This window comes from Massilia sp. DD77 (genome assembly GCF_036961685.1).
GTDB lineage: Bacteria > Pseudomonadota > Gammaproteobacteria > Burkholderiales > Burkholderiaceae_D > Telluria.
This window is the reverse complement of record NZ_JBAMDH010000007.1, coordinates 92518-107498: the sequence shown is the minus strand read 5'-3', so window position 1 is coordinate 107498 and position 14981 is coordinate 92518. Positions and strand designations below refer to the sequence as shown.

Genomic DNA, 14981 nt, shown 5'->3' with positions numbered 1-14981 from the left:
AGGCCGGGCATTGAACCTATTACGCCAGATGTGCCGGACATTTGCAAACGCCGCCCTGCTGTGCGCGCCTTCCAGCGCGCCAGGGGCCGGCCCGCACGCTCATGCCGCCCGGCGCGCCCCGGCGTGCCGCAGGTACTCCCCGACCCAGGCGGCCAGCCCGGTCAATGGCAGGGCCATGCCCGCCAGCAGGGCGGCATGCCAGCCATGGCGCGCGTACAGCCATCCCCCCATGCCCGACCCCAGCGCGCCGCCAAGGAAGAACAGCGCGAAGTACAGGCCATTGAGACGGCTGCGCAACTCGGCGCCCAGGGCGAACAGGGCGCGCTGGCCGAGCACCAGGTTGGCGGCAACGGCGGCGTCGAGCACGATGGCGGCCGCGGCCAGCAGGCCCAGCGACAGCCAGTGCGGCGCCGCCGCGGGCGCCAGCAGGGGCAAGGCGAAGCTGGCGGCGCCCAGGGCCAGGGCGGCGGCGGTGGCCGGCAGCGTCAGGCCCGCGTCGGCCAGGCGGCCGGCGATGGGCGAGGCGACGGCGCCGGCCATGCCGACCAGGGCGAACACCGCGATGTCGGCCTGGCTCAGGCCAAAGTCCGGACCGGCCAGGGCCAGCGGGACCACGGTCCAGAACAGGCTGAAGGCGCCGAACAGGCCGGCGTGGTAGAGCGCGCGGCGGCGCAGCACCGAAGTGGTGCGCAGCACCGTCCAGAGCGAGGCGATCAGGGCCGGGTAGGGCAGCGCGGCGGCCGGCCTGCGTTCGGGCAGCCTGGCGCGCAGCACCGCTGCCAGCAGCAGCACCAGCACCGCGGCGACGCCGAACACCGCCTGCCAGCCGGCCAGGTCGGCCAGCAGGCTGGCGGCGGGACGGGCCACCATGATCCCCAGCAGCAGGCCGCTGACGACCTGGCCGACCACACGGCCGCGCGTGGCTTCGGGCGCCAGGTGGGCGGCGAAGGGCACCAGCACCTGGGCCACGACGGCCCCCAGGCCGATGCCGAGGGCCGCCAGCAGGAACTGCCAGGCGCCGTCGGCGGTGGCGGCCAGCACCAGGGCCGCGCCGGTAGCCAGCAGGCCGCACACGACCAGGCGGCGGTTTTCCAGCAGGTCGCCGAGCGGCACCACGAACAGCAGGCCGAGGGTATAGCCGAGCTGGGTCAAGGTGACGACCAGGCCGGAGGCGGACTCCGGCATGCCGATCGCGACGCTGATCAGGCCGACCAGCGGCTGGGCGTAGTACAGGTTGGCGACGATGATGCCGGCGGCGCCGGCCAGCAGGAAGACCATGGCGCGCGAAGGCGGGTTGGGAATGGCGGAAGACATGCGGGGCTCCAGGTCGTGTGGATGGTTGACGGTATGGGCCATTGTAGAGAGGCATATGGCAAAGATAATCTGGGCATAATGCATCCATACCTGTCATTTTTTCTGAACAATCATGGACAAAGTCAAGGCGATGCAGGCCTTCGTGCGGATCGTCGAGGCCAACAGCTTCTCGAAGGCCGCCGAGACCCTGAGCCTGCCGCGCGCCGCCCTCAGCGCCGCCATCAAGAACCTGGAAAGCCACCTCGGCGCCCAGCTGCTGCAGCGGACCACGCGCCGCCTGTCGCTGACGCCCGAGGGCGAACGCTATTACCGCCAGTGCGCCGACATCCTGGCCGCGATCGAGGCGGCCGAGGCCGACTTCCTGGGCGAATCGGCGCGGCCGCTGCACGGCAAGCTGCGCATCGACCTGCCGGGCGGTCTGGGGCGGGCTATGGTCCTCCCGCATATCGGCGCCTTCCGCACGGCCTATCCCGAGCTGGCTCTCACGATCAGCCTGAGCGACCGCCTGGTCGACCTGACCCGGGAGGGCATCGATTGCGCCGTCCGCGTCGGGGCGCTGCAGGACTCGGCCCTGGTGGCGCGCCCGCTGGGTTGCATGCGCTTCGTGCTGGCGGCGGCGCCCGGCTACCTGGCGCGGCGCGGCGTGCCGGCCAGCGTGGACGGACTGGCGGCCCACGAAGGTATCGTGCACTTCTCGGGCCGCACAGGGCGTCCCTTCGACTGGGAGCTCGAGGGCGCGGACGGCGTGCGCAAGGTGGCGGTGGGCGGCGCCCTGGCCGTCAACGACGCCGAGGCCAACCTGTGTTGCGCGCTGCAGGGCCTGGGCCTGGCCCAGCTGGGGCGCTACCAGGCGCGCCGCTACCTCGAGAGCGGAGAGCTGGTCGAGGTGCTGCCGGGCGTGCGACCGACCTCGATGCCGGTCTCGCTGCTGTATCCGCGCGGCCGCATGGCCAGCCCGCGCCTGCAAGCCTTCGCCCACTGGCTCGCCGGCCTCTTCGCCGGAGACGCCGATCTCGCCCTGGAGGGTGATCGAAAATTTCGATCATAGGGCGGCAAATTATCCGTTTTTCATCCCTGGTTACGACGCGCATAATGACTCCATCGCATCGAAGACAACGCAGCGAAGCACGGCAAAGCAAGCGCCAAGCATCGAAGCGTTCGATGATTCCAATCACGAAAGGAGCACACCATGTTAGACGTACGTAAGAGCAATGATCGCGGCGCCGCAAGCTTCGGCTGGCTGAAATCCCGCCACACCTTCTCGTTCGGTCACTACCACGATCCGAAGCACATGGGTTTCGGCCCGCTGCGGGTGATCAATGAAGACCATGTGCAGCCCGGCCGCGGCTTCGACTCGCACGGCCACCGCGACATGGAAATCATCTCCTACGTGCTGGACGGCGCGCTGGAACACAAGGACAGCATGGGCAACGGTTCGGTGCTGCGCTACGGCGACGTCCAGCGCATGAGCGCGGGGAGCGGGGTGGTGCACAGCGAGTATAACCACTCGAAGACCGAAGGAGTCCACTTCCTGCAGATCTGGATCGAGCCGAATACCGTCGGCGAAGCGCCGGGCTACGAAGAGAAGCACTTCGACGCGGCGTCCAAGACCGGCCGCCTGCGCCTGATCGCTTCGAACGATGGCCGCGATGGGTCGGTGTCGATGCGCCAGGACGCGTCGATCTACGCCTCGATCCTCAACGGCGGCGACGCGGTCAGCCACCGGCTGGCGCCAGGACGCCAGGCCTATGTCCACGTGGTGCGCGGTCGTGTCACCATCAACGGCGTGGGGCTGGCCGGCGGCGACGCCCTGAAAGTGACCGGGGAAGACCTGGTCAGCCTGGACCAGGCCGAGGCCGCCGAAGTGCTGGTGTTCGACCTGCCGCAGTAATCTTCATCCGCCGCCCCGGGGCCGGGGCGGCGCACATCAGACAAGACCAGGGAGGAAGCCATGCAAGTGACAGCCGCACGCGGTACCGGAAAAATGCAGCACGTGATCCAGATCGGCAAGCACCAGCTGCTGACCGACATCCCGGAAGCCATCGGGGGCGAGGACAGCGGTCCGGAACCGCACGACATTCTGGCCGCCGCACTGGCCGCCTGCACCGCGCTCACCGTCAAGCTGTACGCGACGCGCAAAGGCATGGCGCTCGAGGACATCCGGGTGCGGATCGACCACGGCCAGCAGGACGGCGCCTACGTGTTCAAGCGCCACATCGAGTACGTCGGCGCACTGGGTGACGAAGACAGGCAGCGCCTGACCGACATCGCCAACAAATGCCCGGTGCACAAGACCTTGTCGGGCGCGATCCGCATCGAGACCGAAGCGGTGTGACATGTGTGAGGTACGGCGCTCAGCCCAGCCCGGTGAGCGTGGCCCCGCAAGGTTCGGCGATCATGCGGGCGAAGGGCGAGCTGCTGCGCACCCGGTCGATCCACCACCTGAGCGCGGCGCCGTCTTCGCCGCTGCGCCAGGCCAGGTAGAAGGTTTCCTCGGCCTTCGGTTCGACCACCTGTTTTTCGACCAGCAGGCCCTTGTCGATGGCAGGCCGGGCCCAGGCCTCGGGCAGGAAGCCGAAACCGAGGCCGCGCACCTGGAACTCGTACTTGGTGATCATGTCGGGCACGGCCAGGGTGTCCTGGCCGAACAGCAGGCCGACGGTGCGGGCGCCCAGCAGGCGCGCCGAATCCGACACCGACACCGCGCGGTGCGGCAGCAGGTCGGCCTTGTCGAGCGGGCCGGTGGCGGCGGCCAGCGGGTGGCAGGGCGCGACGGCGAACACGAAGCGGCTGCTGCCGATGGGTTCGAGGGTGTAGCCGCCGCCGGAAGGCCCTTCGCCGGCAGCGCCGACCAGCAGGTCGACACGGCGGTCGAGCAGGGCGTCCCAGGTGCCCGACAGCGATTCGCGCACGATGCGCAGCCGGGTCTGGTCGGCCACCCCGTAGAAGGCCGCGATGTCGGGCTCGAGCCCGGCGGCGGAGAGCATCGAGTCCATGCCCAGCGCGATCTCGGTCTCCCAGCCCGAGGCCACGCGCCGCACGCGGGATTCGAGGTCGCCCGCGGCCTTGAGCAGGTAGCGGCCTTCCTTGAGCAGTTCGCGGCCGGCCGGCGTCAGGGCCACCTTGGGGCCGAAACGGTCGAACAGGCGCACGCCCAGGTCGTCCTCGAGCTTGGACACGGTGTACGAAATGGTCGAGGGCACGCGGAACAGTTCCTTGGCCGCGCTGGCGAAGGAGCCCCTGCGGGCGATGGTTTCGATGATCTGGAGGGCGTCGAGGCTGAGCTTGAGCAAGGGGCTGTCCTGTGGTGGCGGTCCCGACATGGTAGCGGCTTTGTCCGGCCGGCGAAAAGAGCAATCTGATTCTAGCGCCGGGGCGCCCCGGTGACGATACTGGTAACAGGTGGCGCCGAGCCGCGGCGCCGACAAGCAAAGGAGCGGACGATGTACCTGATTTCACTCGGCGCCGGCATCCTGGCCGGCATCCTGTACGGTTTTCTCAACGTGCGCTCGCCGGCCCCGCCGGCTATCGCCCTGGTCGGCCTGCTCGGCATGCTGATCGGCGAGCAGGTGGTGCCGGTGGCCAGGCGCCTGATCGACGGCGCGCCGCTGAGCGCGGCCTGGTTCGCCCAGGAATGCCGGCCGAAGATCACCGGCGTCACGCCGAAGGCCGACGAGCCGCAGCAGCATAGCTGACCCCCTATTTCCCACGGCCGCGGCCACGCCCGGCTTTTACTTGACCAGAAGGAGAGACATCATGACCAACCCAAAACTCGAAGTCCTGACCCCGCAAAACTCGCAGCTGATCATCATCGACCACCAGCCGCAAATGGCCTTCGGCGTGCAGTCGATCGACCGCCAGACCCTGAAGAACAACGTGGTCGGCCTGGCCAAGGCGGCCAAGGCCTTCGACATCCCGACCGTGATCACCACCGTCGAGACCGATTCCTTCTCGGGCAAGACCTATCCGGAGATCCTGGACGTGTTCCCGAACCACAAGATCCTGGAACGTACGTCGATGAACTCCTGGGATGACCAGAAAGTCCGCGACGCGCTGAAGGAGAACGGCCGCAAGAAGGTCATCGTGGCCGGCCTGTGGACCGAAGTCTGCAACACCACCTTCGCCCTGTGCGCCATGCTCGAAGGCGACTACGAGATCTACATGGTGGCCGACGCCTCGGGCGGCACCTCGAAGGATGCCCACGACTTCGCCATGCAGCGCATGGTGCAGGCCGGCGCCGTGCCGGTCACCTGGCAGCAGGTGCTGCTGGAATGGCAGCGCGACTGGGCGCACCGCGACACCTACGAGGCCGTGATGAAGATCGTCACCGAGCACTCGGGCGCCTACGGCATGGGCGTCGACTACGCCTACACCATGGTGCACAAGGCCGCGGCCCGCAACCAGGGCCAGAACGAAGTACTGGCGCCGGTCCCGGCACCGGTGCGCTAAGCGCGCCAGCTTGAATCCGGCCCGCGCCAGGCGCGGGCCGGCTCGCATCAACCCGCCGGCGCCATCCCAATGGCGCCGGCGTCTCCAGGAGTACGACATCATGCCAACACAGACGACCCAGGGCCAGGCTACGTCGCCCGCGCTCATCCTCTTCAACGGTTGCTTCCACACGGTGGACAAGAGCCAGCCCCAGGCCAGCGCGGTCGCGATCCGGGACGGCCGCATCCTGGCCGTGGGCGATACCGACGACGTCATGCGCCACCGCAGCGAAGGCAGCCAGGTCATCGACCTGAACGGCCGTACCGTGATCCCGGGCCTGAACGATTCGCACCTGCACCTGATCCGCGGTGGCCTGAACTACAACCTGGAGCTGCGCTGGGAAGGCGTGCCTTCGCTGGCGGACGCGCTGCGCATGCTGAAGGAGCAGGCCGCGCGCACCCCGCATCCCCAATGGGTGCGCGTGGTCGGCGGCTGGAACGAGTTCCAGTTCGCCGAGCGCCGCATGCCCACCCTGGACGAGATCAACGCCGCCGCGCCGGATACCCCGGTCTTCATCCTGCACCTGTACGACCGCGCGTTGCTCAATCGCGCGGCCCTGCGCGCGGTGGGCTATACCAAGGACACCCCGAACCCGCCGGGCGGCGAGATCCAGCGCGACGCCGCCGGCAACCCCACCGGTATGCTGATCGCCCGTCCCAACGCGATGATCCTGTACGCCACCCTGGCCAAGGGCCCGACCCTGCCGCGCGAACTGCAGGTGAACTCGACCCGCCAGTTCATGCGCGAGCTGAACCGCCTGGGCCTGACCAGCGCCATCGACGCCGGCGGCGGGTTCCAGAACTATCCCGAGGACTATGCCGTCATCGAGGAACTTGAACGCGCCGGCCAGCTCACCATCCGCATCGCCTACAACCTGTTCACCCAGAACAAGGGCAAGGAACTGGAAGACTTCCAGCGCTGGACCGAGTTGGTCACGCCGGGGCAGGGCAGCGACTTCTACCGCCACAATGGCGCCGGCGAGATGCTGGTGTTCTCGGCCGCCGACTTCGAGGACTTTTTGGAACCGCGCCCGGACCTGGCGGCAGGCATGGAGGACGAACTGGAGAAGGTGGTGCGCCACCTGGTCGCCAACCGCTGGCCCTTCCGCCTGCACGCCACCTACGACGAATCGATCTCGCGCATGCTGGACGTGTTCGAGAAGGTCAACCGCGACATCCCCTTCGACGGCCTGCACTGGATGTTCGACCACTGCGAGACCATCACCCCGCGCAACATCGACCGCGTGAAGGCGCTGGGCGGCGGCATCGCGATCCAGCACCGCATGGCCTTCCAGGGCGAATACTTCGTCGACCGCTACGGTGCCGAGGCGGCGCGCGCCACCCCGCCGGTCAAGCGCATGCTGGAGACCGGCGTGCCGGTCGGCGCGGGCACCGACGCCACCCGCGTGGCCAGCTACAACCCGTGGACCGCACTCTACTGGCTGGTCTCGGGCCGCACCGTGGGCGGGCTGCCCCTGTACGGCAGCGGCGGCCACCTGCCGCGCAGCGTCGCGCTCGAACTCTGGACCACCGGCAGCGCCTGGTTCTCGAACGAACAGGGCAAGAAGGGCAAGATCCAGGAAGGCATGCTGGCCGACCTGGCGGTCCTGTCAAGCGACTTCTTCAGCGTCGACGAAGAAGCGATCAAGTCGATCGAGTCGGTGCTGACCGTGGTCGGCGGCAAGATCGTGTACGGCGCGGCCGAGTTCACGGCGCTCGGGCCGCCGCCGCTGCCGGTGCTGCCGGAATGGTCGCCGGTCCGGAAGGTGCCGGGCCATTACCGCAAGGCGGCGCCTCAGCCTGCCGCCGCCAGCCTGGCCCACCAGTGCCGCGGCGCCTGCGGGGTGCACGCCCACGAGCACGACCGGGCGCGGCGCTCGAATATGCCGGTGTCGGACTTCAGCGGCTTCTGGGGCGCGCTGGGCTGCAGCTGCTTCGCGTTCTGACATGAAGGCCGCCTCCTTTCAACGCCTGCAGGGCGTGAGCATGGGCCTGCTGGCGGGCTATGTCGACACCCTCGGCTTCATCGCCCTGTTCGGGCTGTTCACCGCCCACGTGACCGGCAACTTCGTCCTGATCGCGGTCTCGCTGGCCGAGCCGGCGCAGACGCCTTCCTTGCTCAAGCTGCTGGCCTTCCCGGCCTTCATCCTGGGCGTGGCGGCGGCCCGGCTGCTGGTGGCAAGCTGCGAGCGGCGCGGCGTGTCGGCGGTCAAGCCGTCCTATGCGCTGCAGCTGGTGCTGCTGCTGGGCTTCATGGGCTGCGGCATGCTGGCCGAGCCGGTCGGGAACAGCGCCGGTCCGCTCGCGATGGCGGCCGGACTGCTGGGCACCCTGGCGATGGGCGCGCACAGCGCGGCCAGCAAGCTGCTGCTCACCCACCTGGCGCCGACCTCGATGATGACCGGGAACGTCACACAGCTCGTGATCGACGGCGTCGACTGGCTGCGCGGGGCGGGCGACGCCGCCACCCGCGCGCGCTGCGGCAAGTTCTTCTGGCCGGTGGCGGCCTTCGCCCTGGGCTGCGCCATGGCCGCCTTTGCCTACGTGGCGGTGGGCTTCGTGGCGCTGGCGGTGCCGCTTGCGCTACTATGCCTGCATCTTTGTTTACCCGAACCGGCTGCAGCGCCCGCACATCCATGAACAAGAACCGGCTCGAGGCCTTCAGCGACGGCGTGATCGCGATCATCATCACGATCATGGTCCTGGAGCTCAAGCCTCCCCATTCGGCCGACCTGCACCACGTGGCCGAGGTGCTGCCGGGATGGCTGCGCTATGCGCTCAGCTACGTCTACGTCGGCATCTACTGGGTCAACCACCACGCGCTGTTCGAGCGCGTGGCGCGGGTCGACTGGCGCACCCTGTGGGCCAACCTGCACCTGCTGTTCTGGATGTCGCTGATCCCCTTCGTCACGGCCTGGGCCGGAGAAAATCCGATGGCGTCCGGCCCGGTGGCGCTGTACGGTGTGGTCCTGCTGCTGTGCTCGATTTCCTTCTCCGTGCTGGCATGGAGCATCGATGCCGGCGGCGCCGCGCCGCACGCGCTGTCCTGGCGCAGCGCCAAGAGCCGCCTGTCGATCGCCCTGTACGCGCTCGCGGTCCTGCTTTCGCTGGTGTATGCGCCGCTGGGCGCCGTCATCCACGTACTGCTGGCGGTCCTGTGGCTGGTACCGGCCCGCGGCGAGGCGCAAGCCTGAGTCCGGCCATGGAACGCGCGCGACATCGCTGGCCGGGCCCCCGAGTCACCCTGTGCCTGCTGGTGCTGGCCCTTTCGCTTTCGCGTTCCGCCGCAGCCGTGCCGCTCGACCGTCTCGAGCATCGGCGCTGGATCGCCGCCGAGGAGGGCCCGAACCAGGTCGGCGCCATCGTGCAGGCCCCGGACGGCTTCCTCTGGCTGGGCACCAACGATTCGCTGCTGCGCTTCGACGGCGCGCGTTTCGTGCGTTTCGAACCGGCGCACGCGAACAGCCTCAATATCGTCTCGGCCCTGTTCGCGGACGGGCCGCTGCTGTGGGTCGGCCTGCGCTACGGCGGCATCCGGCGCATCGGAGCGGGGAAGGCGGACGCCTTCCCGCCACGGGACGGCCTGCCCGAGGGCGCCGTCTACGGTTTCGCCCGCGACCGGAGCGGCGCGGTGTGGGCCGCCCTGGACGACGGGCTGGCGCGCTTCGACGGGCAACGTTGGCGGACGGTGGACGCCGCGTGGGGTTTCCCTGAGCGCAAGGCCCGTGCGGTCTTCGTCGACCGCGAGGGCGGGCTGTGGGCCGCGGGCCGGGACCGCCTGTTCTACCTGGCGCAGGGGGCGGTGCGCTTCCGCGCCCTGCCGGTCGACGTGCAATGGGCGAGCCAGATCGCGCAGGCGCCCGATGGAGCGCTGTGGATCGCCGAGCGCCGCCGCGGCCGGCTGCACCGGGTCCTTCTGCGCGGCGGCGCGGTCGACCATGCCTGGCGCACCCTGGACGCCCCTGGCGGCAGCCTCCTGTTCGACCGTGCCGGCGATCTCTGGATCGGCACCTATGGGGCGGGCATCCTGTACCTGTCGGCTCCGCGCAGCGTGGCGGCGCTGGACACGGCGCAGCGCTTCGGCGTGCGCGACGGATTGTCGAGCGATGTGGTGTGGCGCCTGTATGCCGACCGCGAGGGCAACATCTGGGCCGGTACCAGCGCCGGCCTGGACCGCTTCCGCGCGCGCACCCTGGTTCCGGCCGGGCTGCCGCCGGGCGCGCTGAATGTCGCGCTGGCTGCCGGCGCGGATGGCAGCCTGTGGGCCGGGGCCGGGAACCAGCCGGCCGTGCGCCTCGGCCCGGACGGGTCGCTTACTGCCGCCGGCATGCCCGGTACGGCGAGCGCCGCCACCACCGATGCCGAAGGCAGGGTATGGATGGGCGGGCCGGCCGGCATCTACCGGTCCGAGGGCCGGCGCCTGGTCGAGGTGGCGCCTCTGCCCGCCGTGGCCGCCACCGAATCGCCAGTGCGGGCGCTGCTGCGCGACGCGGAAGGCGCGCTCTGGGTGTCGATCAACCGCATCGGCCTGTTTCGCTGGCAGTCCGGGCGCTGGAAGGCGATCCCGCCGCCGACGGCGGCGCCCAGCCAGCGCATGCCGGTCGTCGCCGCGGCCGAACCCGGCGGACGGCTCTGGTTCGGCTATCGGGACAATCTGGCGGTTTCGCACGGCGCGGACGGGGAACGCCAGTGGACGCCGGCCGATGGACTCGACATCGGCCATGTCACCGCCATCGCTCACGAGAACGGGCGCACCTGGCTCGGCGGCAAACGGGGTCTTGGCGTCGTCGAAGACGGCACGTTCCGCAGGGTGGGCCTACCGGCCAATGGGCTGTTCGAGTTCATCTACGCGATCCTGCCAGTGCAGGGCCGGGGACCCGGCGCGGACCTGTGGCTGCAATCGCGTTCAGGCATCTTCCAGCTCGAGGGCGGCGAGCTGCGCAGCGCGCTTCTCGATCCGGGGCACCGGATACGCTACCGGTCCTACGACCTGCTCGGCGGCTTGGCGAACGATCCGTTCCAGGTGTTGCCGCTGCCGACCGGCGTGCGGACCAGCGACGGACGCCTGTGGTTCTCGGCCAGCGCCGGCGTGGCCTGGATCGATCCGGCACGCCCGGCAGCAGACGTCCCGGGCCCGGTGGTGGCGATCGAATCGGTCAGTGTCGACGGCGCACCGGCGCCGGCCGGAGAACCGGCCAGGCTCGGCGCCTCCACGCGGCGGGTGGTCTTCGGATACACCGCCCCAAGCCTTTCGGCGCCGGAACGGATCAACTTTCGTTACCGGCTCGACGGCTACGACCGCGCATGGCACGATGCGGGCCGCCAGCGCGAAGCCGTGTACACGGGACTCGGCCCGGGCAGCTACACCTTTCGGGTGGTCGCGTATAACGAAGAAGGCGCGCCGAGCACCAGCGAAGCCCGGTATGGCTTCCGGATCGAACCGGCATTCTACCGCCGTCCGGAGCTGCTGGCGCTGGCGGCGGCCGTCATCTTGTCAAGCCTGTGGCTGCTGCACAGGGCAAATTTGCGGCGCGCCGCCGTGCAGCTGCGCCAGCGGCTCGAAGCCCGCCACGAAGAACGCGAGCGGATCGCGCGCGAGCTTCACGATACGCTGCTTCAGGGCTTCAACGGCCTGGTGCTGAGGATGCAAGTGATCGCGAATTCACTCGCCGCCGACCATCCGGCGCGGGCCGAGATCGAATGCGTCCTCGACCGTGCAGACGAGGTGCTGGTGGAGGGCCGCGACCAGGTGCGCGGTCTGCGCGGCGTTAAGGGGGGCCGCACCACGTTGGCGGAAGCATTGCGTGCCGGCGGCGCGGAACTGTCCGCGGGACGGGACGCCGGATTCGTGTTCGGCGTGGACGGCCAGCCGCGGCACGTGCGCGACGAGGCGTGGGAAGAAGTCTACCGGATCGGTTACGAAGCGCTGGCGAATGCCTTTGCGCATGCCGGTGCCAGCCAGGTGAGGGCAACACTCAGGTTCGGCCCGGGCGCACTCGAGCTGTGCGTGTGCGACGACGGGACCGGGATACCTTCGGACTATGCCGGGCCCGACGGACGGCCCGACCACTGGGGTGTGCGCGGGATGTTCGAACGCGCGCGGCAGATCGGCGCCACGCTGGCGCTGCAAGGAGCGCCGGGAGAGGGTAGCCGGATGCGGCTGCTCGTGCCGGCAAAGCGGGCCTATCGCGGCGGGGAAGGGCGGTGGCGCCTTCGTAAGCAACAAGGATTGGACAGGATATGAACATGAACACGACACCGATCAAGGTACTGATCGCCGATGACCATCCACTCATGCGCGAGGGTATCGCCGCCGTGATTGCCAGCCAGCCAGACATGGTCGTCGCCGGGGAGGCCGGCGATGGGAGGGAAGTCGTCGCGCTTTACCGGGTCCTGCGTCCGGACGTCTGCTTGATCGATCTCCAGATGCCGAACCTGAATGGCATGGAAGCGATCCAGGCAATCCGCGGCGAGTTTCCGCAGGCTTGCCTTGCCATTCTGACGACCTACCGCGGCGATGCTAGGGCAATGCAGGCGATCAAGTCCGGGGCGCAGGGCTACTTGCTCAAAAGTGCGCTGCGCAAGGAACTGACCGACGCCGTGCGCCAGCTGGCGGCCGGCCACCGCTACTTTCCGCCGCAGATCGCAGCCGAACTGGCCGAGCACATCGGACAGGAAGCGCTGACGGTGCGAGAGCTGCAGGTGCTGGAACTGATCGCGCGCGGCCATGCCAACAAACAGATCGGTGTCACCCTGGGCCTGTCGGAAGACACGGTGAAGGGTCACATGCGCAGCATCATGGACAAGCTCGGGGCCAATAACCGCACCCATGCGGTGACGATCGGCATCGAGCGGGGCTTCCTGGAGATCTGAAACCCCCACTTTCGTGTGGGTTGCGCCTGCCCCGAACTTGTCTGTTCAGGGCGGTTTGCGCGCTGCACCATGCTGTCTTGAACGCATCGTTCGTAGACCATGGAGAAACCCGTGCAGCTTGCGCCACCGACCCCGCTTCGTACTCCGCTTTCAGGCCCGTCTCCGGCCTCACGCCCCATCGCCTTGTGCCGGCCGCAGCCGGTGGGTGGCCTGTGCAACTGGCAGATACGACGGATTACCGCCCACATCGATGCCAACCTCGGCACCACCCTGCGCACCGGCACCCTGGCCGCGATCCTTGGCCTGAGCGTCAGCCATTTCACACGCGCTTTCAAGCAGAGCGTCGGCGTACCGCCGCGTGTCTACGTGATCCGGCGCCGCCTGGCGGCCGCCTGCGAGGCGATGCTGGTCTCGAACGAACCGCTGACCGCGATCGCCCACCACCACGGCTTCTGCGACCAGTCGCACTTCACCCGCACCTTCCACGAGGTGCTCGGCGTCGCGCCCCAGGCCTGGCGCCGGCGGCAGGGATCAGCGCTGGAAGCGGCCTAGCGGCGCATGGCGAACGGAAGAATACCCGCGTTTTTGGTATGGTAGCGGCTGCAGACGATACCAGGAGCGACATCAGATGTTCGATTTCATCACCAAATTCCTCGAATCCAGCGGCTATCTGGGCGTCTTCGCCCTGATGGCGCTGGAGAACGTGTTCCCGCCTATCCCTTCCGAGCTGATCATGCCTTTCGCCGGCTTCGTCGCCGCCCGCGGCGACCTGCATGTGGCCGGCGTGCTGATCGCGGGGACGGCGGGTTCGATCGCGGGGGCCTTGCCCTGGTATTACGCGGCCAAGATCTATGGCAAGGAGAGGCTGGAAAAATTTGCCGACAAGCATGCCCGCTGGATGACGGTGACCCACGGCGAGATCGATCATGCGCTGGAGGCCTTCGAGCGCCATGGCCGCAAGGTGGTGCTGTTCGGACGCCTGATTCCCGCGATCCGTACCCTGATCTCGGTGCCGGCCGGGCTGGCCTGCATGCCGATGGCGCAGTTCCTGCTTTACTCGACCATTGGTTCGCTCATCTGGACCGCGATCCTGACGGGCGCCGGCTTCCTGCTCGAGAGCCAGTACGAGCGCGTGGCCGAGTATGTCGACCCGGTGTCGAAAGGCATCCTGGCCCTGCTGGTGGCCTGGTACGTCTATCGCGTCATCACCTGGAAGCCGGCCAAGACCTGAACCCAAGGCCAGGGCGAACCTGCGCGGCGCGGGCATTTTGCGGGTTTGGCTACAATCGGCATGTTCGCATGCAGGTGTTGGTCAATGAAGAACCAGCTGTTGGAAGATATCGGCGACGCCCACCCGGCCTTGCCACCCAGATCGCGCAGCAGTGCGGCGCCGCCTCCGCGGCCCGCACCCGCTGGCGCCGTGCGTCCGCAGGTATGGCGCGGCAGGCGGCCGCCTGTCGAGCAGCCAGTCCAGCCGCCGCTGCCGCGATCGCCGCCACCGGACCTGACGGTGCCGTCGCCCGAGCCGCCGCCAGATCTTTTCTCTTTTTCAAGTCAGCAGCCGGACCTGGCTATCCAGCTGCCCGACGAAGCGGTCCCGTGGATGGACCGCTGGGGCCGCAAGGCCTTCGGCTGGACGCTCGCCGCCGCTGTCGTGGCCGGCCTGGCCGGCGCGGGGCTGTGGCTGTACGGAGAGACCCAGGTCGAATCGACCCTGGCCCTGATAGCGGACCAGACGCCGCCTGCCGCGCCTTCGCCGCCACCCGCGATACCGGCCGCGATACCAGCCGCGATACCGGCCGCGATACCGGCCGCACCGCAGTCCGCTCCCCCGGCGCCACCGACAGCCGCCATCCCCGCGCCGCCGACGCCCGAGCCGACGCCCGTCGCCAGCATCGAGGCTGAAGAGGCGGTGGAGGCGTCAGCAGACATCGCTGCGGCGCCCGTCGTCGCGAGCGCGGCTCCGGAAATGAAGAAGGAAGTGAAGAAGGAAGTGAAGAAGGCGCCTGCGCCGGCGCTACGCAAGCCGGTCCCGAAGAAAATGCCGGCGCGTGCCGTGGCGCGCCGCGAGCCGGCGCGTCCAACCCGTTCCGAAGCTGCGCCACAACGGCGGGCGCCGGCCACAGTGGCGCGCATTCCCGCCCCATCACCCCAGGCGCCGCCGGCCAGGCTGGACACCCCACCGGCCGACGATGCGCTGGCCGAAACCCTGCGCCAGTGCCGCGCCGCCGGCTACCACGCCACCTTGTGCATCAAGCGCGGCTGCAGCGCGACCAAGTTCGGCCTGGCCTGCCGCGGCTGACGCGC

The 14981-nt window shown here is 69.1% G+C and carries 15 protein-coding genes; 13 read left to right on the top strand and 2 right to left on the bottom strand.

Features of this window, described 5'->3' with window-relative positions; genetic code table 11:
* Window positions 1-99 precede the first annotated feature (99 nt).
* The gene (locus tag V7778_RS05655; RefSeq protein WP_335552632.1) at window positions 100-1314 is read right to left on the bottom strand and encodes an MFS transporter; all 1215 of its coding nucleotides are present in this window, start codon (window positions 1312-1314) and stop codon (window positions 100-102) included.
* A 112-nt stretch (window positions 1315-1426) separates the two neighbouring features.
* Between V7778_RS05655 and V7778_RS05650 the strand changes: the two genes are divergently transcribed.
* The 3 genes from V7778_RS05650 to V7778_RS05640 all read left to right on the top strand — a co-directional run bounded on the left by V7778_RS05650 (window position 1427) and on the right by V7778_RS05640 (window position 3649).
* Window positions 1427-2362: a LysR family transcriptional regulator gene (locus V7778_RS05650; protein WP_335552630.1), complete on the top strand. Its 936-nt coding sequence runs from the start codon at window positions 1427-1429 to the stop codon at window positions 2360-2362.
* Between the two features lie 141 nt (window positions 2363-2503).
* Window positions 2504-3205, top strand: coding sequence for a pirin family protein (locus V7778_RS05645; RefSeq protein ID WP_335552628.1), 702 nt, complete (start codon window positions 2504-2506; stop codon window positions 3203-3205).
* A 60-nt stretch (window positions 3206-3265) separates the two neighbouring features.
* On the top strand, window positions 3266-3649 hold the full coding sequence (locus V7778_RS05640; protein ID WP_335552626.1) for an OsmC family protein: 384 nt from the start codon (window positions 3266-3268) through the stop codon (window positions 3647-3649).
* A gap of 19 nt (window positions 3650-3668) precedes the next feature.
* On the opposite strand, the gene V7778_RS05635 is transcribed toward V7778_RS05640, so the two are convergent.
* Window positions 3669-4607, bottom strand: a complete 939-nt coding sequence (locus V7778_RS05635; protein WP_335552624.1) for a LysR substrate-binding domain-containing protein — start codon at window positions 4605-4607, stop codon at window positions 3669-3671.
* 150 nt (window positions 4608-4757) lie between these two features.
* Between V7778_RS05635 and V7778_RS05630 the strand changes: the two genes are divergently transcribed.
* The 10 genes from V7778_RS05630 to V7778_RS05585 all read left to right on the top strand — a co-directional run bounded on the left by V7778_RS05630 (window position 4758) and on the right by V7778_RS05585 (window position 14976).
* Window positions 4758-5009, top strand: coding sequence for a XapX domain-containing protein (locus tag V7778_RS05630; RefSeq protein ID WP_335552622.1), 252 nt, complete (start codon window positions 4758-4760; stop codon window positions 5007-5009).
* 61 nt (window positions 5010-5070) lie between these two features.
* Entirely contained in the window at window positions 5071-5763 is a 693-nt protein-coding gene (locus V7778_RS05625) for a hydrolase (RefSeq protein ID WP_335552619.1), read from the top strand.
* Window positions 5764-5863: 100 nt separating this feature from the next.
* Window positions 5864-7747: an amidohydrolase gene (locus tag V7778_RS05620; protein ID WP_335552617.1), complete on the top strand. Its 1884-nt coding sequence runs from the start codon at window positions 5864-5866 to the stop codon at window positions 7745-7747.
* Window position 7748: 1 nt separating this feature from the next.
* Complete coding sequence (locus tag V7778_RS05615) at window positions 7749-8441, top strand: YoaK family protein (protein ID WP_335552615.1); 693 nt, start codon at window positions 7749-7751, stop codon at window positions 8439-8441.
* Entirely contained in the window at window positions 8438-8995 is a 558-nt protein-coding gene (locus V7778_RS05610) for a TMEM175 family protein (protein ID WP_335552613.1), read from the top strand. The genes V7778_RS05615 and V7778_RS05610 overlap by 4 nt, the downstream gene beginning before the upstream one ends.
* An 8-nt stretch (window positions 8996-9003) precedes the next feature.
* Window positions 9004-12045, top strand: a complete 3042-nt coding sequence (locus V7778_RS05605) for a sensor histidine kinase (protein WP_335552611.1) — start codon at window positions 9004-9006, stop codon at window positions 12043-12045.
* Between the two features lie 2 nt (window positions 12046-12047).
* Window positions 12048-12674, top strand: a complete 627-nt coding sequence (locus V7778_RS05600; protein WP_335552609.1) for a response regulator transcription factor — start codon at window positions 12048-12050, stop codon at window positions 12672-12674.
* Window positions 12675-12785: 111 nt separating this feature from the next.
* A complete protein-coding gene (locus V7778_RS05595; protein WP_335552607.1) occupies window positions 12786-13226 on the top strand; it encodes an AraC family transcriptional regulator in 441 nt (146 codons plus the stop codon).
* 76 nt (window positions 13227-13302) lie between these two features.
* Window positions 13303-13905: a DedA family protein gene (locus V7778_RS05590; RefSeq protein ID WP_335552605.1), complete on the top strand. Its 603-nt coding sequence runs from the start codon at window positions 13303-13305 to the stop codon at window positions 13903-13905.
* Window positions 13906-13989: 84 nt separating this feature from the next.
* Window positions 13990-14976 (top strand): hypothetical protein, encoded by a 987-nt coding sequence (locus V7778_RS05585; RefSeq protein WP_335552603.1) that lies wholly within the window; start codon window positions 13990-13992, stop codon window positions 14974-14976.
* Window positions 14977-14981: the final 5 nt, after the last annotated feature.